Source organism: Plantibacter elymi (nom. nud.) (assembly GCF_900177795.1).
Taxonomy (GTDB): domain Bacteria; phylum Actinomycetota; class Actinomycetes; order Actinomycetales; family Microbacteriaceae; genus Plantibacter; species Plantibacter elymi.
Genome location: NZ_FXWJ01000007.1, coordinates 41,151 through 65,295 on the forward strand (window position 1 = coordinate 41,151; position 24,145 = coordinate 65,295).

General features: G+C 67.7%; 26 protein-coding genes and 1 tRNA gene. 2 read left to right on the plus strand and 25 right to left on the minus strand.

Going from position 1 to position 24,145, the window contains the following annotated elements; translation table 11 throughout:
* Nucleotide 1: 1 nt before the first annotated feature.
* The 13 genes from CCK91_RS19115 to CCK91_RS19165 all read right to left on the minus strand — a co-directional run bounded on the left by CCK91_RS19115 (nucleotide 2) and on the right by CCK91_RS19165 (nucleotide 10,189).
* Nucleotides 2–1,798, minus strand: coding sequence for an asparagine synthase-related protein (locus CCK91_RS19115; RefSeq protein WP_086475399.1), 1,797 nt, complete (start codon nucleotides 1,796–1,798; stop codon nucleotides 2–4).
* A 78-nt stretch (nucleotides 1,799–1,876) separates the two neighbouring features.
* Nucleotides 1,877–1,987 (minus strand): lasso RiPP family leader peptide-containing protein, encoded by a 111-nt coding sequence (locus CCK91_RS19430; RefSeq protein WP_119863578.1) that lies wholly within the window; start codon nucleotides 1,985–1,987, stop codon nucleotides 1,877–1,879.
* A gap of 5 nt (nucleotides 1,988–1,992) precedes the next feature.
* Nucleotides 1,993–3,033, minus strand: a complete 1,041-nt coding sequence (locus tag CCK91_RS19120; protein ID WP_086475400.1) for a sporulation-delaying protein SdpB family protein — start codon at nucleotides 3,031–3,033, stop codon at nucleotides 1,993–1,995.
* Nucleotides 3,030–3,617, minus strand: coding sequence for an SdpA family antimicrobial peptide system protein (locus tag CCK91_RS19125; protein ID WP_086475401.1), 588 nt, complete (start codon nucleotides 3,615–3,617; stop codon nucleotides 3,030–3,032). The genes CCK91_RS19120 and CCK91_RS19125 overlap by 4 nt, the downstream gene beginning before the upstream one ends.
* Before the next feature lie 72 nt (nucleotides 3,618–3,689).
* On the minus strand, nucleotides 3,690–4,316 hold the full coding sequence (locus CCK91_RS19130; protein WP_086475402.1) for a hypothetical protein: 627 nt from the start codon (nucleotides 4,314–4,316) through the stop codon (nucleotides 3,690–3,692).
* Between the two features lie 94 nt (nucleotides 4,317–4,410).
* Nucleotides 4,411–4,521: a lasso RiPP family leader peptide-containing protein gene (locus tag CCK91_RS19435; RefSeq protein ID WP_119863579.1), complete on the minus strand. Its 111-nt coding sequence runs from the start codon at nucleotides 4,519–4,521 to the stop codon at nucleotides 4,411–4,413.
* Nucleotides 4,522–4,717: 196 nt separating this feature from the next.
* Entirely contained in the window at nucleotides 4,718–5,089 is a 372-nt protein-coding gene (locus CCK91_RS19135; protein ID WP_086475403.1) for an SdpI family protein, read from the minus strand.
* 126 nt (nucleotides 5,090–5,215) lie between these two features.
* Nucleotides 5,216–5,929, minus strand: coding sequence for a response regulator transcription factor (locus tag CCK91_RS19140; protein WP_086475404.1), 714 nt, complete (start codon nucleotides 5,927–5,929; stop codon nucleotides 5,216–5,218).
* Entirely contained in the window at nucleotides 5,926–7,098 is a 1,173-nt protein-coding gene (locus CCK91_RS19145) for a sensor histidine kinase (protein ID WP_086475405.1), read from the minus strand. The genes CCK91_RS19140 and CCK91_RS19145 overlap by 4 nt, the downstream gene beginning before the upstream one ends.
* 76 nt (nucleotides 7,099–7,174) lie before the next feature.
* Nucleotides 7,175–7,990 carry an ABC transporter permease gene (locus CCK91_RS19150; RefSeq protein ID WP_086475406.1) on the minus strand — a complete coding sequence of 272 codons (816 nt, stop codon included), beginning with the start codon at nucleotides 7,988–7,990 and terminating at the stop codon, nucleotides 7,175–7,177.
* Nucleotides 7,987–8,802 carry a hypothetical protein gene (locus CCK91_RS19155; RefSeq protein WP_133060051.1) on the minus strand — a complete coding sequence of 272 codons (816 nt, stop codon included), beginning with the start codon at nucleotides 8,800–8,802 and terminating at the stop codon, nucleotides 7,987–7,989. The genes CCK91_RS19150 and CCK91_RS19155 overlap by 4 nt, the downstream gene beginning before the upstream one ends.
* Nucleotides 8,795–9,667: an ATP-binding cassette domain-containing protein gene (locus CCK91_RS19160; RefSeq protein WP_369821921.1), complete on the minus strand. Its 873-nt coding sequence runs from the start codon at nucleotides 9,665–9,667 to the stop codon at nucleotides 8,795–8,797. Before CCK91_RS19160 ends, CCK91_RS19155 begins: the two co-directional genes overlap by 8 nt.
* 445 nt (nucleotides 9,668–10,112) lie before the next feature.
* A tRNA-Pro gene (locus tag CCK91_RS19165) sits at nucleotides 10,113–10,189 on the minus strand.
* Between the two features lie 221 nt (nucleotides 10,190–10,410).
* Between CCK91_RS19165 and CCK91_RS19170 the strand changes: the two genes are divergently transcribed.
* Nucleotides 10,411–10,611 carry a hypothetical protein gene (locus CCK91_RS19170; RefSeq protein ID WP_086475409.1) on the plus strand — a complete coding sequence of 67 codons (201 nt, stop codon included), beginning with the start codon at nucleotides 10,411–10,413 and terminating at the stop codon, nucleotides 10,609–10,611.
* A gap of 80 nt (nucleotides 10,612–10,691) precedes the next feature.
* Here the strand turns inward: CCK91_RS19170 and CCK91_RS19175 are convergent, their stop codons facing one another.
* From CCK91_RS19175 to CCK91_RS19190, 4 genes are all read right to left on the minus strand, one after another.
* Nucleotides 10,692–12,512: a long-chain-fatty-acid--CoA ligase gene (locus tag CCK91_RS19175; protein ID WP_086475410.1), complete on the minus strand. Its 1,821-nt coding sequence runs from the start codon at nucleotides 12,510–12,512 to the stop codon at nucleotides 10,692–10,694.
* Between the two features lie 154 nt (nucleotides 12,513–12,666).
* A complete protein-coding gene (locus CCK91_RS19180; protein WP_064295482.1) occupies nucleotides 12,667–14,187 on the minus strand; it encodes a flotillin family protein in 1,521 nt (506 codons plus the stop codon).
* Between the two features lie 46 nt (nucleotides 14,188–14,233).
* The gene (locus tag CCK91_RS19185; protein WP_086475411.1) at nucleotides 14,234–14,722 is read right to left on the minus strand and encodes an NfeD family protein; all 489 of its coding nucleotides are present in this window, start codon (nucleotides 14,720–14,722) and stop codon (nucleotides 14,234–14,236) included.
* A gap of 100 nt (nucleotides 14,723–14,822) precedes the next feature.
* Nucleotides 14,823–15,737, minus strand: a complete 915-nt coding sequence (locus CCK91_RS19190) for an NUDIX domain-containing protein (RefSeq protein WP_086475412.1) — start codon at nucleotides 15,735–15,737, stop codon at nucleotides 14,823–14,825.
* A gap of 146 nt (nucleotides 15,738–15,883) precedes the next feature.
* On the opposite strand from CCK91_RS19190, the gene CCK91_RS19195 reads away from it, so the two are divergent.
* Nucleotides 15,884–16,531 carry a TetR/AcrR family transcriptional regulator gene (locus tag CCK91_RS19195; RefSeq protein ID WP_086475413.1) on the plus strand — a complete coding sequence of 216 codons (648 nt, stop codon included), beginning with the start codon at nucleotides 15,884–15,886 and terminating at the stop codon, nucleotides 16,529–16,531.
* Nucleotides 16,532–16,624: 93 nt separating this feature from the next.
* On the opposite strand, the gene der is transcribed toward CCK91_RS19195, so the two are convergent.
* The 8 genes from der to xerD all read right to left on the minus strand — a co-directional run bounded on the left by der (nucleotide 16,625) and on the right by xerD (nucleotide 24,145).
* A complete protein-coding gene (der, locus tag CCK91_RS19200; protein WP_085514417.1) occupies nucleotides 16,625–18,133 on the minus strand; it encodes a ribosome biogenesis GTPase Der in 1,509 nt (502 codons plus the stop codon).
* Nucleotides 18,120–18,857 (minus strand): (d)CMP kinase, encoded by a 738-nt coding sequence (gene cmk, locus CCK91_RS19205; protein ID WP_086475414.1) that lies wholly within the window; start codon nucleotides 18,855–18,857, stop codon nucleotides 18,120–18,122. Before cmk ends, der begins: the two co-directional genes overlap by 14 nt.
* A gap of 8 nt (nucleotides 18,858–18,865) precedes the next feature.
* Nucleotides 18,866–19,966 (minus strand): prephenate dehydrogenase, encoded by a 1,101-nt coding sequence (locus tag CCK91_RS19210; protein WP_086475415.1) that lies wholly within the window; start codon nucleotides 19,964–19,966, stop codon nucleotides 18,866–18,868.
* Nucleotides 19,963–20,784 (minus strand): pseudouridine synthase, encoded by an 822-nt coding sequence (locus CCK91_RS19215; RefSeq protein WP_086475416.1) that lies wholly within the window; start codon nucleotides 20,782–20,784, stop codon nucleotides 19,963–19,965. Before CCK91_RS19215 ends, CCK91_RS19210 begins: the two co-directional genes overlap by 4 nt.
* Nucleotides 20,750–21,385, minus strand: a complete 636-nt coding sequence (scpB, locus tag CCK91_RS19220) for an SMC-Scp complex subunit ScpB (RefSeq protein ID WP_086475417.1) — start codon at nucleotides 21,383–21,385, stop codon at nucleotides 20,750–20,752. The genes CCK91_RS19215 and scpB overlap by 35 nt, the downstream gene beginning before the upstream one ends.
* Complete coding sequence (locus CCK91_RS19225) at nucleotides 21,378–22,145, minus strand: segregation and condensation protein A (RefSeq protein ID WP_064295504.1); 768 nt, start codon at nucleotides 22,143–22,145, stop codon at nucleotides 21,378–21,380. The genes scpB and CCK91_RS19225 overlap by 8 nt, the downstream gene beginning before the upstream one ends.
* 103 nt (nucleotides 22,146–22,248) lie before the next feature.
* Entirely contained in the window at nucleotides 22,249–23,124 is an 876-nt protein-coding gene (locus CCK91_RS19230; protein ID WP_071260744.1) for a ParA family protein, read from the minus strand.
* 85 nt (nucleotides 23,125–23,209) lie between these two features.
* A complete protein-coding gene (gene xerD / locus CCK91_RS19235) occupies nucleotides 23,210–24,145 on the minus strand; it encodes a site-specific tyrosine recombinase XerD (protein WP_086475418.1) in 936 nt (311 codons plus the stop codon).

Genomic DNA, 24,145 nt, shown 5'->3' on the forward strand with positions numbered 1-24,145 from the left:
CTCATCTCTCGCTCATGACGATGGTCTGGTCTGCCGAGCGGAGCCATCTCTCGGTCGCCAGCAGGAATTCGAACGGGAAGAAGTGCTGGGCCTGCGGTTGCATGCTCAGCAGATACGTCCTCAGGCTCTGCGTGTCGAGGAGGCCTCGTTTCACGAGGTGGAACTCGTCGAGCTGTGCCGCGATGTCTCGCCGGCGCTCATTGAATGCGGCGTAGATCAGTGAGATGTAGTCCCCCTTCGATCGGCGGTTCAAGAAGGGTTCGGGCACGACGCCGCGGGCGGCTGCAGCGAGCCCTGGCTTGAAGCGCTGCGTGTTGAGCCGATCGACCAATCGGACCTGGAGCGCGAGATCGATCACGGCGTCGTCGAGGAACGGCGCTTCGTAGCGGACACCGACTTCACGAGTCTGCTCGTCGAGCGCTCGGTGGATCTGCCCGTTACGGGTGATCATGCCGTAGGCGACGGCATCGGTGGCGAAGGCAGCGTCGAGATGCCTGCCTGCAGCATGCTCGAGGACCAGACGCTGAACCGAGGAGCGTGCTGCATCGGTGGCCCACGGGGACAATGAGAAGGGCACGTCCCATGCTGGAGATGGACGCTCGAACTCGGTCGTTCCCAGTTTCGCGGTCTCCTGAACGAGCCACTTCGCAGCATCGGTCGTGTTCATCGCAGCACGGATGGTCTGTCCCATGGGCCACCGATGCAGCGTTGCCATCCCACGAATCGCACCGTAGAGCGCACTCGGTGCCTCGCGCCGCAGTCCCGGGAGCACGGCCTCGTCCGGATAGAACAATTCGTCACCACCGGAACCGGCCAGATGGATCGTGGACCCAGCGTCGTGCAGACGTTCCGCCATCGCACGGTGCATCCCCTCGGTACGGATCGAAGGCTCGGGCTCCGCCGCGAACCGCTCCTCGGACGCGTGCCACCCGGCGAACCACTTGGGGAGGTCTTCATGGGAGACGCGAATGTGATTGCTCTGCAACGACAGGGCGGCGGCATCGGCCCACGCGGCATCGTCGTTCATCTCGACGCTGATTCCGAGGTGCATCGTCGTCAGGTCATCGACGTGCTCCCGGGCGAAGAATGCCAGTGAGGTCGAGTCCATCCCGCCCGACAGGTCGGAGCTGAGCGAGGAGCGGCCGTTCCGTGCTCGTGCTTCCACCGCGTCGTGCAGGGCGGCGGTGAGGGCCGGCGTGATCTCGCTCTGGGGCACGTGTCCGTGGGGCAGCGACCATCGCTGCTCAACCCGGAACGGACCGGAACCGTCCGACCGGAGCTGATGCGTGGGCAGCACGTTCTCGATGTCGGTCCAGTAACTTGAGTCTCCGAGTGGCCACGGAGCGCGCGGAGCGACGAGCGCCAGCGGCACGAGGCCTTCGCGGAGCCGAGGACGGAGGACGCCGATGAGCAGTCGGAGCGAGTTCGATGCCACCGGCAACTCGGGGTCGGTCGAATAGGACAATCGCCGGAAGCTGGAGAGCGTTCCGAATGCTTGCACGGCACCTGCAGCGGTTGTCACGAGCGTGAAGTAGGCGCCAGCGATCGTGCGGTAGATCGTGGTGAAGTCCGGCGATCGGCCTTGCGAGTCCAGCCAAGCCTGGAGTTCGGAAGCAGTACCTCCGACGGTACCGAGCAGCACCACCGTGAACGCGCCGTTGGAGGCTCGAACACACTCGTCGTCGTCCCAATCGCCGACAAGCCAATCGCGACCGGACGCGTGAGAAAGGCGTTTGGTGAAGCCCGCAGCGCTCTCAGGGCTGCGGACGGCGCGATCCGCAAAGAGGAGGAATTGCATGTCGGTCGACTCCGATCGTGTGAGAGGGACGGTGGGGGCAGACGACGCGCCTGCCCCCACCTCAGATCAGCTGGCGAGCTAGAGCCACCAGCCGAGGACGTCGGTCCAGTAGCCCTGCGACGTGAAAGCGGTGTCCTTGCGGAAATCACCCACCACGAGCACCTGGGGCTTCTCATAGGTCTCGGTCATCTGTCTCACCTCCTCTCCTGTGCGTCGACCACCGCGGGGTGCGGGGATTCGATGCGATGGTCCACGGGCGGGGCGACGATTGGTGGCTCCTCGGGCTCGTGGACAGCAGGTGGCCTGGCCGTCACGCCAGTGAGGTACAAGAGTCGCCGCCCGAGGTTCAGCCTGCCGACAGCAGTGGATGGTCGTTCATCATCGAGAGCGCTCACCGGCATGCAGGCGAGGGCGACTGCGCCGATCATCACGAGCGCGAACGTCCAGAGACCGATCGTGACGATGATCCCGACGTGGAACACGATGACGAGCGTCAGCGCGAGGCGGCGAAGGCGATCGGTGCCGAGGAGGAGGAGGACCCCGACACTGAGCTCGAGCGCGATGGAACCCCAGGTGACGGCAAAGACCAGCCATGGCACAGACATCATGGCGACAGCGAGGTCCCGCATCCATCCCGCAGCCCCGAACATGTTGTCACGGAGCACGTAGTACTCGGCCGTCCCGGAGAGCCAATCCGAACTGGCGAACTTGCCCAGTCCTGAATGGAGGTAGATGCCGGCGACCTGCAGCCGCACAGCCCAGAGGGCGGCATAGGCGATACCTCTCGATGCAGGTCGCAGTGGTGTTCTCGGCCGTCCCCAGTGCCACAGGCGATTGTCGGTCAGGCACATGGGGATCAGGAGCAGGGCGATGACCTTTGCGGCGAGCTCTCCCCCGTCAGGGAGGGCGATGCTGCCTGCGATCGAGAAGGTCACCCAGGCGTGCAGGAATCCGGTCGCACGGGGATACAAGCCGGAAGCGACGAGGAGTAGCAGCACGAGCATGATCCAATGGCGTGCGATCGGATCGAGCACCTCGCCACCGATGCAGTACGCACTGATCGCTTTCACACCGTCGCAGTACGGAGCTGGAGCCTGACCGGCAACAGGAACGAGAAGCGCACGTGGATCGGTGAAGGCGAGAAGTACGATCTGCCCCGAGGCGAGGATCGTCCGCGCGACACCGAACCACGGGCGTCGATGGTCGAAGGTCAGGAGAGGAGTGCGGAGGGTCATGGAGCGTCGCCTTCGGCATCGCAGGTGATCGAGACCAGGGCGATCTTGTCGACGATCTGTTCGTGGGCTGACGGGAAGCCGCGGTAGCTCCAGGGGCTCTGATGTTCTTGTGTGATCACGATGTCTCCACAGAGGGTCGGAATCGGGCTCGTGTTCGCGATCACGATCGGCTCGCCCGTGAGCTCCGAGGCGCAGGAGATGCGCATGGTTGTGCAGCTCTGCCAATCGGTGATCTCATTGGCGAGGTTCGCCAGTTCGGGTCCTTGCGCACGCTGGTTTCGGGTGAGACCCCATGCGTTGTCGATACGGGTCTGCGGGGTGATCAGGAGGCTCGCGGGGTCGGCCTGCCCGGGCTCGTAGGCACCGAACTGATTGCCTTGGAGGTCTTTGGTGAAGAAGTTCCACCCTTGGGAGACGAACGCGCTGTAGTTGTTGCGGAACTCCTGGGTCATCCCCAACGAGATGGCGGTCGGCGGCACGGCGACCAGCACCGAGACGAACAGGACCGGCAGCAGGATGATGAGTGTCACCGTGAATGAGATCACAGAACTCCTCGGCACGGCGGTGTCGGCGCGTGGGTCCATCAGGTGTTCCTCCAAGAAGGGTGAGGGGTGCCCGTCCCGCCACCTGTCGGGGCGAGACGGGCACCGTGAGTGTCAGGGCGTGATGACGGACGCGATTGCCGCTGCCGCTTCCTGACGTGTCAGCCGATCGTCAGACGCCAATGTCGCCGACGGAGTGCTCGGGCCGACATATGCGACGATGCGCGTCGAGACCACGGCGACGACGAGCGCGACGGCCAAGGCGAGCGGGAAGACGAGGCAGTAGGCGGTGGCCGTGCCGTCTTCATCCGATCCGACAGCCCAGTCGTCCGAACTCTTCACGTACTCGACCATCGAGTCGTTGTACGTGGTCAGTGCAGCTTCGACTGCGACGGGATCGCCGCTCTGCAGCCGCTCCGTGACCTGGTCGTGGAACTCAGGGTTCACTTCCGTGACCCCTGCCACGATGTCGTCGACCAGCTCCGCCGGTGGTGCTTCGGCCGCGAGTTCGTCGTATCCGAGTGCGACGATCAGACCCGGGTGGTCAGCATCGATGCTGCCGGATCCGAAGGCCAGGAACTCGATCACTTCACGGTCGCTGTAGTCATTGGCGGTGACATCGGCGCTCACGAGATGTGTCGGGTCCTGACGAACTGCACTCGCCGAAGCCGCGGACGTTCCGGCGAGTACGAGCGCCCCGGCGGTGATACTCGCCACGAGCAGCTTGCCTGCGTTCTTCATGATTCCTCCTTCTGTTGCACGTGTTCGGTTGATCTGGTCGCACGGCGGGGCGGTTGCTCGCCTCCCGCCGTGCCTCGGTACCTGCGAGCGGTCGTCAGTACCACCAGCCCAGGAGGTCGGGCCAGCCACCTCGGCTGGTGAACGCGGTGTCGCGCCGGAAGTCGGCGACGAGCACCGCGCGTGGTGCCTCATAGCGTTCGTCCATGGATATTCACCCCCTTGAGAAGAATCTGTGGTTGGCGACGGCTCCCCAGGCGTCGTCGAAGCGACGATGCCGCAGCACGCTGCCGCAGAATGGCTTCCAGGGATACCTGGCGAGGAGCTGCGTCGACGAGAGAACGGTCTGCGCAGCACGGAACACGCGCAGCTTCAGGAACTGCGGCGTGGGCGGAACAGGACCGTCAGGAAGAACTCAGCGTCTGCTTGTACATCCTGGCGGCACGATGTGCCGGGATGACTCCGAGAAGCGTCCAGATCAGGAGCCACCCCAGGCCGGAACCGAGGAGCACCGATGAGATGTCCTCGATGCCGACGAGCGCGAGGATGATCGCGACCAGACCGGCGATGCCGGCGCCAACGCCGGCGATGATGGCGAACCGTGCGGACGCGCGATTGACCGTGACCCAGGCGTTCTTGTCCCTCAGCGTCAGCGGGGTCCGGTACCCGAAGATCCAGTTCTGTGGCAGCGTACCTCTGCGTGAGGCACGTGCCCACCACAGAGCAAGCAGCCCAGCGATCAGTACCAGCAGAGCTGCCGCGATGATCCCGATCATGATGTGAGCTCCCAGGACGGCTGACGGGCGGAAGAGGTCTTGTAAGGAACGTATCGCCGGGCGCGCGAGGTCGACCACCAACCACGGGTTGATTCTCGTGGGGCGGCTAGTGGTGCTCGCGACTCGTTAGCTGCGCCTCTGAGCGGTGGAATCGACGGAGCTGTCAGCGGGCATCGGATCGGTGATCTGGAGGCGATGCGCGAGGATCACCGCGTGCACGCGATCACGGAGCTTGAGCTTGGTGAAGATCTTGTTGATGTGGCTCTTCACCGTCGCGGGTGACAGGAACAGTCGCTTACTGATCTCGGCGTTGGTCATGCCTGTGGCGATGGCGAGGAAGACGTCTTGCTCACGCGGGCTGAGCACGGCCAGTGCAGCGGGAATCGTTCCGGAGGTCGGCGGAGCTGCATGCACCGGACGTGGTCGAATGGCGCGCTGGATCAGCTTCTGGGTGATGTGCGGCTCCACGACCGCGTCGCCACGAGAGACAGTCCGGATGGCATCGGTCAGACGCTCGGGAGTGGCGCTCTTCAACAGGAATGCGCTGGCACCGGCCTCCAAGGCACCGAAAGCGTACTGGTCGAGGTCGAAGGATGTGAGGACGACGACCCGGGTCGCAGGATTGGCCGAGGTGATGGCGTGCGTCGCGCTGATGCCGCCCATACCGGGCATCCGGACGTCCATGAGGACGACGTCGGGGTGGAGGTCTTGCACGAGCCTGACCGCTTCTTCACCGGTTGCCGCTTCACCCACGACGTGGAGATCGTCAGCGCTCTCGACCACGAGCGAGTTCCCCATGCGCGCGAGCGTCTGGTCGTCGACGATGAGCACATCGATCATCTCGGCTTCTCCGTTCGTAGTGTGGTCATGACGGCCCAGCCGTGAGGCGACCTGGGACCGTAGGCGCAACTGCCTCCGAATGAAGCCGCTCTCTCGGAGATTCCGATCAGGCCGCGCCCCGTCCCGAGGCTCTGAGCATCGGTGGGCGCGCCGTCGTCGACGACGGTGATCGCGACGGTGCCTGCGCTGGCGGAGCAATCGAGCGAGACCTCGACGGTCCTCGCCCCACGCGCATAGCGCAGCACGTTGGTCAGGCACTCCTGCACGATGCGGTGGATGGCGGCGTGCAGCATCGCGCTCTCGGGGATCGGATCCCCGGCGTGTCGGAGTGTCACGGGCATCCCGGCGGTGTGGAACACCTCGATCATGGCATCGATGTCGGACAGGTCGTATCCGGAATGGTGCAGGGCGTCGTCGAGTTCCTGGTCCGAGTCTCGCAGCACGCGCAAGGTGCGCTGCATGTCTTCCAAAGCTGTCGCTCCGACCTCCCCGAGATGCGTCAGCGCCTGTGTCGAACGCTCAGGATCCGTCTGCCACGCAGAGCGGGCACCATTGGCCAACGAGATCATCACCGTCAGCGCGTGGCCGACGACATCGTGCATCTCGGCGGTGATCCTCGCACGTTCCAGCGCTCGAGCACTGTCGATGCGCTGCTCCAGGAGAGCGTCCTGCGCGCGGCGGCGCTGGCGCGTGCTCTGGACCACGATTCCCGCGGCGAAGGCCAGCACGACGTAGGGGTCGATGATGCTCGTGCCGACGCCGATCGCCGGCGTGACGTCCCCGGTGGCCGCAGCGTCGACGCCCAGCATGATCTTCACCGTGGTGCCGAGCAGCGGAACGCCGACGGCGAGGAGGTACCCGAGGACAGCACGGCCGAGGGGGGCCCGGAGGGCGACCTCGAACACGGCCAGACAGACCGCCAACGTGAACGACCGGCCGTCTCCGATCGCCGCGAGCACCGCTACCACGGTGAGCACTGCCCATGGCGCGCGCCTGCGTCCGCACAGCACCACGGCGGTGACTCCGAGCAACGTGACGGTCAGCGCCGGCGCCGGCTCTTCGACGAGCACGTTGACGACGCCGGGCACTACGGCGATCGCTGCAAGTCCGATATCGAGCGCCCACAGCTGCCAGGGAGGACGAGAGGCACTGATGTCAGGCGCGTTCATCAGTCATCTCCCCTCATTTCGTCTCGTCTGGTCCGTGAGGCAGTCTACTGAGCGGCTTCCAGCAGGCGGATGTGGCTCAGACGTCGCCGAACCGGTACCGCAGTCCGGCACCGATCAGGACGACGATGGCCCAGGCGACCATGATGAGGAACCCCGCGGTGCCATCGAGCCCGGCCGGATTCTCCATCGCCGAGATCGCCGTCCGACCGGCGACGGTCGGGAAGAATCCCGAGATCTGGCTTCCGGTTTCTCCTCCGACCGAGCCGATCACCGAAGGCACGATGGTGTACAGCGCGAGCGGCAGGAGGAGCCCGACGATGAGATTCCTCACGAGCATCATGATGCCGAGGCTGATCGCCGCGATCAGTCCCAGATAGAGTCCCGATGCGAGGGACGTCCAGACGATGTCAGCGCCATCGGCGACGTAGGTGACATCGACTCCCGAGAGCAACGCGTACGGCAGCAGCTGGCCGGCCGCAGCGCCGACGGCGCCGGCAGCGAAGGACACCAGCGTCACGACGATCGCCTTCGCACCGAGAACCGGGAGCCGGGTCGGGATCGCCAGGAACGACATGCCGATCTTCCCGCCGTTCTCACTGGACGCAGCAAGCACAGCGATGACCGCGATCAGCAACTGCAGCCAGAGCACGCTGTCCAAAAAGGTCAGGTAGCCGACCGACGGGATGTGGACCGCAGGGTCGGGGTCTTCAGCTCGCTGGCGAAGCGATGTCGACAACAGCAGGGCGTTCAGTGGGACGAACAACACCGCGATGCCCACGAGGATCCGGTTCGACACGAGCGTCCAGAACTTGATCCATTCTGCGCGGACGCTCGATCCGAACGGCCTCGTCGAGCCCCGGAGAGCAGGTCGGGTGGGCGTTGTCGTGGTCATGCGTCGGTCCTCCGAGTCACGAGAGCGGCGGTGATGAAGAGCAGCACACCCCAGGCGACGGCGACGGCGAGTCCCGGCCACGGCTGGGTGGCTCCCTCAGGTACCTGCTGCTGCAGGATCATGAGCCCGGCGGTGGATGGCAGGTACGCCGCAGCGTCCCTGAGCCAGGCGAAGGGAGCCGCGCCGAGCATGAGGGGCAGGATGTTCAACACGGCGAGTCCGGTCAGGATCGCGCCGACGGTGCTTCGGATCAGAGCGCCGAGTGCGAGTCCGATCAGGCTGATCGCCAGCAAGTACAGCGCCGTGCCCACGATCAATTGGGCGGAGTACGCGTTCGAGACGTCGAAGGGCAATCCTGCGCTGCCCAGGAGCAGTGATGCTCCAGCCAGTGCCGTGGCGGCTCCGGCCGCTCCGAACACCAGCGAGATCGAGCCGACGGTGACCGCCTTGCCGAGCAGCACAGGCACCCGTCTCGGTACGGCGAGATAGCTCGGCTGCACCGTCTGATTCGCGAATTCGGTGGTCGCGAAGACAGCGGCGACGAAGACGATGATCAACTGCGTGCCTTGCACGCCCGCGAGGACCGCCCCAGGCTCGGCGCTGACCGTCTGCTCCCCATCCTGCTGGACGATGCGAGCAACGGCTGTCATGACGCCGAGACCAGCGAGGAGGACGACAGCGAGGACGAAGGAGACGACGAAGCTGGGCAGCGTCGTGAGCTTGATCAGTTCCGCGACGATCACACGCGGAAGGGTGACATGGCCCACCCAGGTCGTGCGTCTGCTCCTTGTCACGACGACGGCGTCAGACATGATTCGCACTCTCAGCGTCCTGAGGTGCGTACTGGACAGCTCCGCGGGTCAGGTCGTTGTAGGCGTCTTCCAGTGTGCGCGTGACCTGACCGATTCCATACACGACGACCTGCTCCCGTGCGGCGATCTGAGCGATCTGCTCGACCGGCAGCCCTTCGATCTCGAGGTGATCCGGGGCCGCAGTCGTGGTCATGATGCCGGGGCCCGCAACGAGGGCTGCGAGGCGTGCGACGTCGGGGGTGCGCACCCGCACGACGCTCGAGGTCTGAACGAGCTGGTCCAGGGGCGCGTCGGCGATGATCTTCCCCTGCCCGATCACCACGATGTGCTCGGCGATGAGCGAGAGCTCACCCAGGAGGTGAGAGGACAGGAACACCGTGCGTCCCTCGGCGGCGAACCCCCGCAGGAGCTCGCGGATCCAGGTGACCCCGTCGGGGTCGAGACCGTTTACCGGCTCATCGAGGATCAGCGTCCCCGGGTCGCCGAGGAGGGCGGCAGCGATGCCCAGCCGCTGCCCCATGCCGAGGGAGAAGCCACCGACCTTTTTCTTCGCCACCGAGGTGAGACCGGCGATATCCATGACTTCGTCGATCCGGGACCGGCGGATGCCATGGGTAGCCGCGATCCAGCGAAGATGATCGACCGCACGTCGGGAACGGTGCGCCGCCTTGGCGTCGAGCAGCGTGCCGACCTCATGCAACGGAGCCTTCAGCTCGATGTACTTGCTGCCGTCGATCCGTGCTTCCCCCGTCGTGGGGAAGTCGAGGCCCACGATGGAGCGCAACGTCGTGGACTTCCCCGCACCGTTGGGTCCGAGGAACCCGGTGACCTTGCCGGGCGCGACATCGAACGAGACGTCGTTCACCGCGAGGGTTCTTCCGTATCGCTTGGTCAGGTTCCTCACCGAAACGGTCATGTCACACCCGGGCCTCTCCGTCATTCGTGCAGCGTTGACACGAACGTACGCATCGACAGGATCAGGGCTCTACCAACCCTGGGTGGGAAAGGCAAGGATCGTCATGAGGGAGAACGTCGGCAGCACCTCGATGCAACGCAACCGAAGCCGGAGGGGCGCGCACACGAACTCATCGCTCTAACGACGAAGCCTGACGATGAGCATCGTCTCATCAGGTCGTCTGGCCGGATGGCGTACTCGCGGAACTGTCCACGCGCGCCGCCAGTTGCGGAGGCCGCGCACGGTGCGCAGAAATGCACGGCGCGGAAGTTCCTGCGCTGCGAGGACGAGCTTCGCCAGCACCCGAACAGCAAGAGGCGGATCGCACGTTCGGAGCGATCCGCCTCTGGCATTCTGGTCGGGCTGACAGGATTTGAACCTGCGACCCCTTGACCCCCAGTCAAGTGCGCTACCAAGCTGCGCCACAGCCCGATGCCATCTCCGTGGGCGGAGAAGACAACTCGAACAGTCTAGCGGATTCCGAGGGCGCTCCGTGACACGGCCCCGGCGACCACAGCGCGGCCCAGACAAGCCGCACTCGTCGGGTGGGAGGTCTCCCCTGCCCACCCCCGCACGGGGCACGCTACCGTGACTCGTCCGCACCCGCGCGACAGGACGAACCGACCGATCCGGTCACCCGACGAAGGACCACCATGCGCTACAGCCGTTACTGGAAAGAGGTCCGCGTCGCGGCACTCACCGCCCTGCCGGTCGCGATCGTCTCCGGCATCGTGCAGGTCAGCCGCAACACACCGGTCGACGATGCCGTCATCGGCGGCGCCATCACCTTCGTCGCACTGTCACTGCTCATCCCCGTCGTACGTCACTGGCTGCACCCCGAGTCCCGCGGCTGACCACTGCGGCACGCCGAAGTCCTCGCGGCACGTCTTGTACGACGTGCCGCGAGGACGGGCACGTGCCCGGACGCAGGCGGCTACTCGGCCTTGCGATCCGCGACGAGCTGGTCGCGCACCTTGCGGCGCAGCACCTTGCCGATGAGCGACGTCGGTAGCTCGTCGAGCTGCACGACCCGCTTCGGCACTTTGTACGCCGTGAGGCGGGTCCGGCAGTAGTCGCGCAGCGAGCCGGCGTCGAACACCGTCCCGGCACGCATGACGACCGCGGCCGTCACGTCCTCGCCACCGGAATCGCGCGGCAGGCCGACGACGGCGGCCGACTCGACATCCGGGTGCGACAGGAGCGTCTCCTCCACCTCGGACGGGCTCACGTTGAACCCGCCGGTGATGATGAGCTCCTTCACGCGGTCGATGACGGTCACGAAGCCGTCCGCCGACACCGTCACGATGTCGCCGGTCCGCAACCAGCCGCCCTCGAGCAACGCCTCGCGCGACTCGTCCGGACGACCCCAGTACCCCTGGAAGACCTGCGGGCCACGGAGCAGCAGCTCGCCCGACTCCCCCGCCGCACGATCGACCGACGGGTTCTCGGGATCGACGACACGGATCTCGGTGCTCGGGAACGGCACACCCACGGTGCCCGGTCGACGCGACGGACCGATCGGGTTGCCGAGCGCCACCGGCGACGACTCCGTCATCCCGTAGCCCTCGACGAGCAGACCGCCGGTCGCCTCCTCCCACCGCGTGACCGTCGACACCGGGAGGCTCATCGCCCCTGAGATCGCGAAGCGGACACTCGTCAGGTCGACGCCCTTGCGGCTCGAAGCACGCGACAGCGCGTCGTAGATGGGCGGCACCGCCGGCAGGAACGTCGGCGGCGACTTCTTCGCCGCCGTGAGCACCAGCTCGAGGTCGAACTTCGGGAACAGCACGAGCCGCGCCCCGATGCTCATCGCGAACGTCAGGCACAGCGTCATGCCATAGGCGTGGAACAGCGGCAGCACCCCGTAGAAGACCTCGCCGCCCTCGCTCAGGCCAGGCACCCAGGCGCGTCCCTGCTCGGCGTTCGCCCGCAGGTTGCGATGCGTCAGGATGGCACCCTTCGGTGCCCCGGTCGTCCCGCTCGTGTACTGCAGGAGCGCGGTGTCGTCGAGCGTCGGACGCACGACCCGCTTCGACAGCTTCCGTCCGCCGATCAGCCGCTCCCACGGGAGCACGTGCTTGGCCGACGGGGTCGCGGTCATCGCCGCACGCGACTCGCGCGCACGCTTCACCGGCAGCCGGAGCGCCAGACGCTTCGACAACGGCAGCGCCTGGGTGATGTCGACGGACACGATCCGGCCGCGCATCACGTCGGCCGGAAGGTCGGCGACGAGGTCGTAGACCTTGTCCCACACGATCGCGACGTGCGCGCCGTGGTCCTCGAACTGATGCCGCAGCTCGCGAGCCGTGTAGAGCGGGTTGTGCTCGATGACCGTCGCGCCGAGCCGGAGCGCGGCATAGAACGCGACGACGTGCTGCGGGCAGTTCGGCAGCACGAGCGCCACGCGGTCACCCGGCTTCACGCCGAGCTTGCGGAGCCCCTCGGCCGCTCGCGCAACCTGTTCGCCCAGCTCGCTGTAGCTCGTCTCGGCACCGAAGAACTCCAGGGCGATGCGATCACCGAAGCGCTTCACCGAGGTGTCGAGCAGGTCGACGACCGTCTCGGTAACCTCGTCGATGTCGGCGGGAACGCCACTGGCGTAGGACGACAGCCATGGCCGCTCGGCCAGACGCTGACGCTGTGCCTCGCCGGCCTCGGTCGGCTCCGACGACTGCCCGCCCTCACGCTGCTCGGCTGTGTTTCCTCGATGGTCCACGACGATCCTCCAGATGACACCCGTGCGCACCGCACGCATGCCTCCACCCTAGGCGGGCGCGTATGCCCGACCGGGGATGCGACCGGACCGCTTGACAAGCTCCAAAGCGACACCGGTGAATCGCCCGAGGAGTCGTGGAACAACGCCAGAAGCCGGCCACCCGAAGGCGACCGGCTCCCGATGATCCAGCGACTCAGACGGCGTCGGGTGACGCGGGCGTCTTCGGCTGACGCTTCGCGGCCGCAGCGGCGTTGTCGGACATCGCCTGCTGGAGGTTCTCCCCCAGCGCGCCACCGGCGACCCCGCCCAGGAGGGCGGACAGGTCGAGCCCGGTGATGTCCTTGACGACCTTCGGCACCTCGCTGACGACCTGGCCAACCGTCTTCGTGACAGCCGACGCACCCTCGGTCGAGATGACCGTGAGATTCGAGATGTTGCCGAGCGGCTCGGACACGGCACGAGTGATCTCGGGCAGACGGGCGATGATCTCGGACGCGAGTCCGGCCTCACCGTACTTCTTCAGCGCCTCGGCCTTCGCGTCGATCGCCTCGGCCTCCGCCAGACCCTCCGCGGCCACAGCCGACGCCTTCGCGTCACCCTGCGCGCGGATACCCTCGGCCAACGCGATCTGCTTGTCACGCTCAGCGGTACCGGCGAGACGCACGGACTCTGCAGCCGCCTGAGCGTCCTGCACCGCTGCGACCTTGTTCGCCTCGGCGATGGTCTTACGCTTGAACGCGTCGGCTTCCGTTGCGGCATTGGCCGCATCTCGGGCCGCCTGCGCGCGCTGGACCGTCGCGTACGCGTCGGCCTCGGCCGGCTTGCGCACCTCGATGTCGAGCCGCTCCTGCTCCACCTTCGCCTTCTCGGCGAGGGCTTCGCGCTCCTGTTCCGCGACCAGGCGGTCCTGCTGCGCCGTGGCGAGCTGACCGGAGGCCTCGGCCTCGGCGTTCGCGCGGTCGGTCTCCGCCTTGATCGTCGCCTGCTTGAGGCTCAGTGCCTTCTGCCGCTCCGCGACCTGCTCCGCCGCTTCGATCCGCGCGAACTCGGACGCACGAGCGGTCTCGGCTTCCTTGATCTCCGCGTTCTGACGCGCGAGCGCGTTCTCCGCTCGACCGAGGTCGGCGAGGTAATTGGTCCCCGGCGTCGAGATGTCGGAGATGTTCAGCAGGTCGACCTGGAGGCCCTGCTCGGCGAGATCCGTCTTGGTCGCCTCGACCACCGCTTCGGAGAGGGCGTTGCGGTTGGAGATGATCTCCTTGATCGGCATGTTGCCGATGATGGAACGCAGCGACCCTTCGAGGGACTGCTGGATGATCTGCGTCAGCGACCCCTGCTGGGAGAGGAAGCGCTGCGCGGCACGGCGCACACCCTCCGGCGTGCCGGAGACCTTGAAGTTCACGCTCGCCTGGATGGCGACCTTGATGAAGTTGGTGTCGACACCCTCCACGACGATGCCGATCTGACGCTGCTCGAGCGAGATCGGGAAGCCCTGCTGCAGGATCGGCCAGATGAACACCCGCCCACCGATGACGACGCGCTGCCCGCCGTCGGGCTCGCCCGTCTTGGCGCCGGCCCCCCGACCGACGATGACGAGCGCCTGGTTCGGCGGTACGCGCTTGATCCGTCCGGCGACGAACGCGACGATCGCGAGCGCCACCACGACGAGTGCAATCACGGCGATCACCGTGATGTTGGTGGTGATGAAGTCCATAGGGCAGGTGCCTTCCCCTCGAGGGCGTGCTGGTGGATGGATGGAATCAGGGCTGCATGTCGGCAGCGGCTCCGCTCGATGCGGGTTCGACCTTCACGCGGGAGCCCTGGAGCTCGACCACGCGGATCCGGCTGCCCGTTTCGATCCGCGTGTCGGAGAACGCGAGGCGCGTCTCGATCTCGTGCGGGCCGTCGAGGCTGACCTCGCCGAAGGAACCGGAGATGGTCGACCGGGCGACGCCGTAGAGACCGAGCGGTGAGCTCGGCGTGCCGTCCTCCGAACGCTTGAAACTCCGGATCATCAGCTGGACGCCGACGAGCACGAGGACACCGATCACGGCGGAGATGACATACGCGGACCAGACGGGCAGCCCGTTCGCGAGCACGATCGCGCCGACCGCACCGAAGACGGTGAACGCGCTCCCGAGCGCGGTGGCCGAGACGGCCCCGTCCAGGAAGTCGAAGATCTCACCGAAGACCAGGGAGATGAGGACGATCACGAGACCGACGGCGCCGACGATGATGAACAGGGTCATGGCACCAACCCTACTGAACGCCCAGGCGACGTGCAGGAAAGCGGTCTCCCGCGATGGCGACGACGGGCTGCGGGCTCCTGTGGAGCGACTGCCGCTGCCCTCAGACCGTTGCGTCGAGCAGGTCCGTCAGCCAGCCGGCACCGCGCGTCGTCGCGCCCAGACCCTCGACGCGTTCCCGCAGCTCACGGTCCGAGGTGACCACGACGACCGCGCCGTCGAGCCCACGGACGACGTCCACGATTGCGTCGTCACCACTCCCCGCCGCGTCGACGACCGAGACGCCCGCCCGCAGCTCATGCCCGGGCTCTCGCACGTTGTCATCGGTGTGGACGCCACGGGCCTGTCCTTCGACGACGGCAACATAGGCCGGCCACCAGCGGTTGAAGTCGAGGTCGAGCGCCTGGGCGTCGAGTCCCTCGTGTGCGAGACGGCCGAGTCGCGCGACGAACCGCTGCGCGGCTCCGGCACGATCCTTCCACCACCCGTCCGGTCGCGATCCGACGACATTCGCGACGTCGACGACCACCGTGACGCGGCGCTCGAGCTGCGACCGCAGGCCCGGCCACGAATCGGCGAAGCCGGGGTGCAACGGCAACGTCTCGACCTCGGCGAGCGGCACCCAGGCGAGGGCGATGCTCTCCGGGTCGGAGACCACGGGTTCGAACGGCTCGACCGCCTCGACGATCACCGTCGTGTACGACCAGAACCCGAGATCGAGCACGGAGTCGAACCGCAGCTCGATCGACTCGGCGGGGACTCCCGCCTCCTCGTGGGACTCGCGGACCGCGCCGTCGACGGCACTCTCGAACTGGTGACGCGCACCGCCCGGGATGCCCCAGGTGCCGCCGAAGTGGCTCCAGCCGGCCCGATGCTGCAGCAGCACGCCGCGCTCTCGATCGTGCACCAGGAGTCCGGCTGCACCGAACCGCCCCCAGTACTTCCGGCCGTCTCCGGATTCGACCCAGGCATCCCCGGCGTCCCGGACGGGGCCGCCGGGAGGATGCGCATCAGTCATTGGACCAGCCTGGCACGAAACGCTGTGCGCCACCCCCTCGGCCAGGGTCATCTCCACCGCATCTGCGGAATATGTTATATATTGAACTCCAGTATTGCATCGGCCGCGCTCGCGCCCGCCGCACCGAACCCACGTGAAGGACCCTCATGGATGCACGTCAACGCCGGACGCGGGCACGGCTCGCGCGCACGATCCTGCAACTCGCCGCAGAACGCCCCACCTCCGAGATCTCCGTCTCGGAGATCGCCGCACGCGCAGGCATCAACCGATCGACCTTCTACCAGCACGCGGCGGCGCCGTGCGAGCTGCTCGAATCGGTCCTCGCCGAGGAGCTCACCGAACTGAGCATGACGCACCTGGCGACCGTCTCCGCGGACGACGCCCCGGCGGCGATCACCCGGGCCACGGTCGCCGCGCTCCGCCACATCGACGAGCGCGCCGACATCTACCGCGTCGGTCTCGGCGACGACCTCATCGGCGCGAGTCTGCAGCCCATGCTCAACCGGGTCTTCACCTCGACGGTACTCGACATCTTCGAGCGCGGGGCGATCACCCTCCCCCACGCCGAATGCCTGAGCGAGGAGCAGCGCGAGTTGTTCATGCGGTCGGCAGCGCACTTCGTCGCCGCGGGCTCCGTCGCGAGCTTCCGCGTCTGGCTCGACACCCCAGCACCACGCGACGTCGAGTCGTTCCTCGAGGTCATCGGCGAGCTCCTCCCGAGCTGGTGGCCGTTCGAGACCGAACACGGGCACGCCCTGGCGCCCGCCGACGAATCCGCCCTCGCTCGCTCCTGATCACGTCTCGACCAGTACGACGAAGGCCCGGGACCACTCCATCGAGTGGTCCCGGGCCTTCGTCGTCGCCGCCCGAGGCACGGACGCGGTGGATCAGCGCTGGCGCTTCTCGCGGACGCGCATGTTGACGTTGATCGGTGTGCCCTCGAAGCCCCAGATCTCGCGCAGGCGACGGATCACGTAGCGACGGTAACCGGGGTCGAGGAACCCGGTCGTGAAGAGCACGAAGGTCGGCGGACGGCTCGCGGCCTGCGTACCGAACAGGATGCGGGGCTGCTTCCCACCACGCAGCGGGTGCGGGTGCGCCGCCGTGAGCTCGGCGAGGAAGGCGTTGAACTTGCCCGTGGGGATACGCATGTCCCACGACTCGAGTGCGACCTCGAGGGCCGGGACGAGACGCTCCAGGTGGCGGCCCGTCCGCGCGGAGATGTTGACGCGCGGCGCCCACGACACGTGCGAGAGGTCCTGTTCGATCTCGCGCTCCAGGTACTTCCGGCGTTCGTCGTCGAGCTGGTCCCACTTGTTGAAGGCGAGCACGAGGGCGCGACCGCTCTCGAGGACGAGGTCGATGATGCGCACGTCCTGCTCGCTGATCACCTCGGTGACGTCGATGAGGACGACGGCCACCTCAGCCTTCTCGAGCGCCGTGCTCGTGCGGAGCGACGCGTAGAAATCGGCGCCCTGCGACAGGTGCACGCGACGACGGATACCCGCGGTGTCGACGAAGCGCCAGATCTTGCCGCCGAGCTCGATCTGCTCGTCGACCGGGTCGCGGGTGGTCCCGGCGAGGTCGTTGACGACGACGCGCTCCTCGCCTGCGGTCTTGTTGAGCAGGCTGGACTTGCCGACGTTCGGGCGCCCGAGGATCGCGACGCGGCGGGGTCCGCCGAACTCGTCCTTCGCGACGGCCGAGACCTGCGGGAGGACCTTGAGGATCTTGTCGAGGAGGTCGGCGACACCACGGCCGTGGATCGCGGAGACCGGGTGGGGCTCGCCGAGGCCGAGGTTCCAGAGCGCTGCGGCCTCCGGCTCCTGACGGGCGTCGTCGACCTTGTTGGCGACGAGGAAGACGGGGCGTCCGGTCTTGCGGAGCAGCTTGACGACCTGCTCGTCGGTCGCCGTGGCGCCGACCATGGCGTCGACCACGAAGATCACGACGTCGGAGAGGTCGATGGCGATCTCGGCCTGGGCCGCGACAGACGCGTCGATCCCCTTGGCGTCGGGCTCCCACCCACCGGTGTCGACGACCGTGAAGCGACGGTCGTTCCACTCGGCCTTGTAGTTCACGCGGTCGCGGGTGACACCGGGGGTGTCCTCCACGACGGCCTCACGACGGCCGAGGATGCGGTTCACCAGCGCGGACTTGCCCACGTTCGGGCGACCGACGATCGCCACGACGGGCAGCGCCGGCAGGAAGCGGATCTCGTCCGGGTCCTCCGTCGCGCCGTCGAGGATGTCGAGGTCGTCGCCCTCGAGGTCGTAGTCGGCCAGGCCGGAGCGGAGGGACGCGGCCCGCTGGGTCGCGAGCTCCTCGTCCATGTCCTGGAGGCGGTCCGCGAGGTCGTCGGGGCCTCCGTCGAACTGCTCGTCATCGTGAGCCATGGGAGTTCCTTGCTGTGAGGGATTCGGTGACGCGGACGACCGCGTCGACCGTCTCGTCGAAGTCGATGTGCGTGGAGTCGACCGTGGTCACTCCGTCCGCCGCGTTCATGAAGTCGACGACCCTGGAGTCCGCCCGATCACGCCGCTGCAGTTGTTCCGCGACGTCGCCGGCAGGGTGGCTCTCGAATTCCGCTGAACGCCTGGCCATTCTAGCCGCTTCGGATGCCGTGAGCAGGATCCGAGCCTGAGCATCCGGTGCGACCACCGTGGTGATGTCGCGTCCCTCGACGACGATGCCCGGGCGGTCGACGTTTGCGATGAGCGATCGGAAGGTCTCGTTGATCCACGCACGCACCTCCGGGACACGGGCGACGGCGGACACGACGGCCGTCACGCGAGGGCCGCGGATCTCGTCCGTGACGTCGCGATCCCCGAGCGTGAACGCGGTCACGTCCGGGTCGAGGGAGACGGTGAAGGCACCACCGAACGCGTCGAGCGAGCCGATCACCGCCGCCGAGTCCTCGGGGTCGACGTCCGCATCGAGCGTGTGGAGCGCGAGCGCGCGGTACCAGGCGCCCGTGTCGAGGTAGCGGTAGCCGAGCCGGCGGGCGACGGCCTTGCTCACGCTGGACTTGCCGCTGCCGGCCGGTCCGTCGATCGCGACCACGACGGGTGCGTCCGGCGTCGTCGACGCGTCGGTGCTGGTGGGGTGCTGTTCGGTCATGTCTCTTCCTATACTTCCGCGATGCGCCAGCCGCGCGACTCGAGGTCGTCGACGGTGCGCTGCTTCACCTCGGGGAGGACCTGGACCTCCGCGAGACCGATGTTCGCGCCGGGCGAGTGCTCCAGACGCAGGTCTTCGATGTTGACGCCGATCTCGCCCAGCTCGGTGAACAGGGCGCCCAGCTGGCCGGGGCGGTCGTCGAGGAGGACGACGATGCTCGCGAACCGGCGGTTCTGGCCGTGCTTGCCGGGGAGCCGTGCGACGCCGGTGTTGCCGGCGGCGATCGCGTCCGCGATCGTGCGGCGAGCGCCGGGCACCTCCGGGTCCCGGAGTGCCGAGATGACCGACGCGAGATCGGAGGAGAGCTGTTCCAGCACGGGGAGGACCTCGGCGTGGTTGGCGCTGAGGATCTGGACCCAGAGCTCCGGTGCGCTCGAGGCGATGCGGACGGTGTCGCGCAGGCCCTGTCCGGCGAGCTGGATGGCGCCCTCCTCGGCGTCCTGCAGCTGGGCGGCCAGGAGGCTCGCGACGAGTTGCGGCGTGTGCGAGACGAGCGCGACGAAGCGGTCGTGTTCGTCCGGCGTCATCTCCATCGGGATGGTGCCGAGGTCGAGCGCGAGGCCCTCCACCTGCGACAGCGCCCAGGCGGGCGTCTCGGCGTCGCGGCAGATCACCCAGGGGCGGCCGAGGAAGAGGTCGGCCCTGGCGGAGATCGCTCCCCCTCGCTCACGGCCGGCGAGCGGGTGGGAACCGATGTACCGGGTGAGGTCGACGCCGCGCTCGAGCAGTGCGCGGTACGGTTCGAGCTTCACGCTCGCGACGTCGGTCACGACGGCGCGCGGGAACGCGGCGAGTTCGGCCTCGATGACGCGGGCGGTGACGTCCGGTGGGACGCAGATGACGACGACGGACGGGTCGTCGGTGGGTTCCGCTGCACGACCCGCGCCGTAGTCGATGGCGAGGCGCAACTGGCTGGGCGACGCGTCGTCGAGGATGATGTCGACGCCCTTGGCGCGCAGCGCGAGTCCGATGCTCGCGCCGAGGAGGCCGGCTCCGACGATGCGGACCGACCCCTGCACGCGCGCGGGCGCGGAGCTCAGGTCGCTCATGCCGTCGGCTCCGACGCCTCCGCTGCCGTGCCGTCGGCCGCGCGGGCTTCAGGACCGTGAGCGCGGGCGATGGTCAGGATGGCGCCGAGTTCGTCCTTGCTCAGCTCGCGCAGCTGGCCGGATCCGAGGGTCCCGAGGTGCAGGGGGCCGAACTGACGGCGCACGAGGTCGACGACCGGGTGGCCGACCGCGTCGAGCATGCGACGGACGATGCGGTTCCGCCCGGAGTGCAGCGTGAGCTCCACGAGGCTGAAGCCGTCCTCGGTGCCGAGCAGGCGGGCCTTGTCGGCGGAGATCGGTCCGTCCTCGAGCTCGATGCCCGCGGTCAGCTTCGCGAGGACCTGCGCGGTGACCTTGCCGGTGACCTTCGCGATGTACGTCTTCTGCACACCGAACGACGGGTGCGCGAGCACGTGCGCGAGGTCGCCGTCGTTGGTGAGGATGAGCAGGCCGCTCGTCTCGGCGTCGAGGCGGCCCACGTTGAAGAGCCGTTCCTCGTACTGCTCGGTGAAGCGGCGCAGATCGGGGCGACCGCGGTCGTCCTTCAGCGAGCTGTAGATGCCCACCGGCTTGTTGAGCATGAGGTAGCGCTTCGAGGCGTCGAGCTGGATGGCGCTGCCGTCGACCGACACGAGGTCGTGCTCCGGATCGATCCGCGAGCCGAGCTCGGTGACGACGACGCCGTTCACCTCCACGCGGCCGTCCTCGATGAGCTGCTCCGACACACGCCTGGAGGCGACGCCGGCGTTCGCCAGCACCTTCTGCAAGCGGATGCCCTCTGATTCAGTGCTGGTCACTGTCGAATCCTTCCCGGCCATCGTCGAGCAACGGCGAGATCCGCGGCAGCTCCTCGATGGCGTTGATACCAAGTTGGGTGAGCAGGAGATCGGTGGTGCCGTAGTTGATGGCACCCGTCTCACTGTCGGTGAACATCTCCGTGATGAGTCCGCGCCCGAGAAGGGTGCGGACGACGGAGTCGACGTTGACGGCGCGGATCGAGGCGATCGCGCCGCGGCTGATCGGCTGCTTGTAGGCGATCACGGCCAGGGTCTCGAGCGCCGCCTGCGACAGCTTCGTCGGGTTCTGGGTCACGACGTAGTCGGTGACGAGCGCGTCGTAGTCGGCTCGGACGTAGATCCGCCAGCCGCCGCCGACCTCGCGGAGTTCGAACCCGCGTCGGACGCCACCGCGTTCGCCGTCGTAGTCGGCGACGAGTTCGGCGATGGCGCGTCGGACGGCGCCGACCGGGACGTGCACGGCGGCGGCGAGGTTCACGAGGCTCTGCGGTTCGTCGGCGACCATGAGGATCGCCTCGAGCGCCCTCGGGACGTCCGGGGCGGGCACCGGCGCGGGTTCGGCCGGCAGTCCCTGGGCGACGTCCGTCGGCCGCTCGATCGACTCGGGTGTCGCGTCAGGCATCGTAATCGGCTCCCAGGTTGGCGAGGCTGTCGTCGTTCCAGGTCTCGGCCGTCCAGCGCAGCGTGAGCTCGCCGAGCGGTTCGATCTGCTCGAAGGACAGCGCGGCATGCCGGTACAGTTCGAGCACGGCGATGAAGCGCGCGATGACCACGCCCTTCAGCTCCGCACCGGCCACGAGCTCGCGGAAGGTGTGGGACCCGCCGCGGCGCAGGATGGCGACGACGTGCGCAGCCTGCTCCCGGATGCTCACGAGCGGTGCGTGGAGGTGGTCGAGACCGACGGTCGGCACCTCGCGCGGCGTGAACGCGAGGGTCGCGAGTGCCCCGAAGTCCTGTGCGGTCAGCGTCCAGACGAGTTCCGGGGTCTGCTGGCGGTACTGCTCCTCCAGCCGGACCGCCCGGAAGTGGCGTGCCGCCTCCAGGTCGAGGCGCTCCGCGAACCACGCCGACGCCTGCTTGAACGCGCGGTACTGCAGCAGGCGCGCGAACAGCAGGTCACGCGCCTCCAGCAGGGCGACGTCCTCCGCGTCGACGAGCTCCCCCTGCGGCAGCAGCCCCGCGATCTTGAGGTCGAGCAGGGTGGCCGCCACGACGAGGAACTCGCTCGCCTGGTCGAGTTCGTCGTCGGCCTCGAGCGTGCGCAGGTAGGCGATGAACTCGTCGGTCACGCGGCTGAGCGAGACCTCGGTGATGTCGAGTTCGTGCTTGCCGATGAGGGTCAGCAGGAGGTCGAAGGGCCCTTCGAAGCCCTCGAACGACACCCGGAACGACGGTGCCGGTGCGGGGTCGACGGTCGTCGCCTCATCGGAGCGCGAACCGGTGTCGCCGGCCGGAGGGAGGACGGCCACGGGCGTCCGCGCGGGATCAGGCGATCGCGCCACGGGAGATGAGCTCTCTCGCGAGCTGACGGTAGGCCTTCGCGGCGGCGTGCTCCGGTGCGAACTCGGTGATCGGGGTTCCGGCGACGCTCGCGTCGGGGAACTTCACGGTCCGTCCGATGACCGTCTCGAGGACCTTCTCGCCGAACGCGTCGACGACGCGCTCGAGGACCTCACGCGAGTGCAGGGTCCGGGAGTCGTACATGGTGGCGAGGATGCCGTCGAGCTCGATCGCCGGGTTGAGGCGGTCGCGCACCTTGTCGATGGTCTCGATGAGCAGCGCGACACCGCGGAGCGCGAAGAACTCGCACTCGAGCGGGATGAGGACCCCGTGGCTGGCGGTGAGGGCGTTGACCGTGAGCAGGCCGAGCGAGGGCTGGCAGTCGATCAGGATGACGTCGTAGTCGTCGGACACCTTGCGGAGCACCCGGGCCAGGATCGTCTCGCGCGCGACCTCGTTGACGAGGTGGACCTCGGCGGCCGAGAGGTCGATGTTGGCCGGGAGCACGTCGAGACCCTCGATGGCGGTGTGCTGGATGACCTCGGCCGGGTCCTTCACGGTGCCGAGCAGCAGGTCGTAGACGGTGTTGGAGTCGTGGGTGGAGATGCCGAGACCGGCGGACAGCGCGCCCTGCGGGTCGAAGTCGACGACGAGCACCCGGCGGCCGTATTCGGCCAGCGCGGCGGACAGACTGATGGTGGTCGTCGTCTTGCCGACGCCACCCTTCTGGTTGCAGAGCGAGATGATGCGTGCCGGACCGTGCTGCGCCAGCGTGGGCGGCACCGCGAACTCACGACGCGGGCGGCCGGTCGGGCCGTTCGGGTTCAGTTCGGCGGCGGTCTTGCGCGCAGAATCCTGCACTGCGCTCGTGTGCTTCGTACCGGCCACCGGTGTTGCCTCGCTCCCGCTTGCTGTCGTTCGAGTGACGAGTCTACCGGGCCACGGGTCAGGCCTGCGGTGCCGCTCCGCCCGTGGTCCATCTGGCCCGGGGATGGGACTGCGTGTACACGTCGCGGAGGTTGTCGACCGTCACCAGCGTGTACAGCTGCGTCGTCGCCACCGAGGAGTGACCGAGGAGTTCCTGCACGACGCGGACGTCGGCTCCGCCCTGCAGCAGGTGAGTCGCGAAGGAGTGTCGGAGGGTGTGCGGCGAGACGTGCGACTCGAGTCCTGCGCGCTCGGCGGCGCGTTGGAGGACGAGCCACGCGCTCTGCCGGGACAGCCGCGCACCGCGCTGCCCGAGGAAGAGCGCCGGCGTGGACCGGCCGAGGCCGGAGAAGACCGGCCGGACGCGCACGAGGTAACGGTCGACGGCGTCACGGGCGAAGCTGCCGAGCGGCACGATCCGCTGCTTGCCGCCCTTGCCGAGGAGCCGGACGATGTCGGTGTCGATGACGTCGTCGACGTTCAGGCCGACGGCCTCGGAGACGCGGGCCCCCGTCGCGTAGAGCAGTTCGAGGAGCGCCTTGTCGCGGACGGCCAGCAGGTCGTCGCCGTCGGTCGTCTCGAGCAGCGCGCGGACCTGGTCGATCGTGATCGCCTTCGGGAGTCGCCCCGGGAGCTTCGGCGGGCGGACCTCGCGCGCGACGTCGACCTCGACGAGCTGTTCGTCGAGCAGGAACCGGTGGAGACCGCGGATGGACGACAGCACCCTGGCGAGCGAGGACGCGCGCACCGGCTGACCCTCCGGTGTCCGGAGCGACGCCGTGTACTCCGACACGTGCGCGGCGGTGACGGCCGGTGCCTCGACGACGCCGTGCGCCCCGAGCCAGGCGAGGTAGCCCTCGAGATCCCGTCGGTAGGCGGCCTGCGTGTTGGCCGACAGGCCGCGCTCGATCGCGATGTGCCGCAGGTAGTCGGCGACCGCGCGATCGAGCGCCAC

Bases quoted from the DNA above. Each gene is read 5' to 3' on its own strand.
- CCK91_RS19125 (WP_086475401.1), bottom strand. From the start codon at position 3,617: ATGGACCCACGCGCCGACACCGCCGTGCCGAGGAGTTCTGTGATCTCA.
- der (WP_085514417.1), bottom strand. From the start codon at position 18,133: ATGGCTCACGATGACGAGCAGTTCGACGGAGGCCCCGACGACCTCGCG.
- CCK91_RS19180 (WP_064295482.1), bottom strand. From the start codon at position 14,187: ATGGACTTCATCACCACCAACATCACGGTGATCGCCGTGATTGCACTC.
- CCK91_RS19145 (WP_086475405.1), bottom strand. From the start codon at position 7,098: ATGAACGCGCCTGACATCAGTGCCTCTCGTCCTCCCTGGCAGCTGTGG.
- CCK91_RS19155 (WP_133060051.1), bottom strand. From the start codon at position 8,802: ATGTCTGACGCCGTCGTCGTGACAAGGAGCAGACGCACGACCTGGGTG.
- CCK91_RS19130 (WP_086475402.1), bottom strand. From the start codon at position 4,316: ATGAAGAACGCAGGCAAGCTGCTCGTGGCGAGTATCACCGCCGGGGCG.
- CCK91_RS19215 (WP_086475416.1), bottom strand. From the start codon at position 20,784: ATGGCCGGGAAGGATTCGACAGTGACCAGCACTGAATCAGAGGGCATC.
- scpB (WP_086475417.1), bottom strand. From the start codon at position 21,385: ATGCCTGACGCGACACCCGAGTCGATCGAGCGGCCGACGGACGTCGCC.
- CCK91_RS19190 (WP_086475412.1), bottom strand. From the start codon at position 15,737: ATGACTGATGCGCATCCTCCCGGCGGCCCCGTCCGGGACGCCGGGGAT.
- CCK91_RS19210 (WP_086475415.1), bottom strand. From the start codon at position 19,966: ATGAGCGACCTGAGCTCCGCGCCCGCGCGCGTGCAGGGGTCGGTCCGC.
- CCK91_RS19175 (WP_086475410.1), bottom strand. From the start codon at position 12,512: ATGCGTGCGGTGCGCACGGGTGTCATCTGGAGGATCGTCGTGGACCAT.
- CCK91_RS19170 (WP_086475409.1), top strand. From the start codon at position 10,411: ATGCGCTACAGCCGTTACTGGAAAGAGGTCCGCGTCGCGGCACTCACC.
- CCK91_RS19115 (WP_086475399.1), bottom strand. From the start codon at position 1,798: ATGCAATTCCTCCTCTTTGCGGATCGCGCCGTCCGCAGCCCTGAGAGC.
- CCK91_RS19135 (WP_086475403.1), bottom strand. From the start codon at position 5,089: ATGATCGGGATCATCGCGGCAGCTCTGCTGGTACTGATCGCTGGGCTG.
- CCK91_RS19430 (WP_119863578.1), bottom strand. From the start codon at position 1,987: ATGACCGAGACCTATGAGAAGCCCCAGGTGCTCGTGGTGGGTGATTTC.
- CCK91_RS19435 (WP_119863579.1), bottom strand. From the start codon at position 4,521: ATGGACGAACGCTATGAGGCACCACGCGCGGTGCTCGTCGCCGACTTC.
- cmk (WP_086475414.1), bottom strand. From the start codon at position 18,857: ATGACCGAACAGCACCCCACCAGCACCGACGCGTCGACGACGCCGGAC.
- CCK91_RS19120 (WP_086475400.1), bottom strand. From the start codon at position 3,033: ATGACCCTCCGCACTCCTCTCCTGACCTTCGACCATCGACGCCCGTGG.
- CCK91_RS19140 (WP_086475404.1), bottom strand. From the start codon at position 5,929: ATGATCGATGTGCTCATCGTCGACGACCAGACGCTCGCGCGCATGGGG.
- CCK91_RS19185 (WP_086475411.1), bottom strand. From the start codon at position 14,722: ATGACCCTGTTCATCATCGTCGGCGCCGTCGGTCTCGTGATCGTCCTC.
- CCK91_RS19195 (WP_086475413.1), top strand. From the start codon at position 15,884: ATGGATGCACGTCAACGCCGGACGCGGGCACGGCTCGCGCGCACGATC.
- CCK91_RS19150 (WP_086475406.1), bottom strand. From the start codon at position 7,990: ATGACCACGACAACGCCCACCCGACCTGCTCTCCGGGGCTCGACGAGG.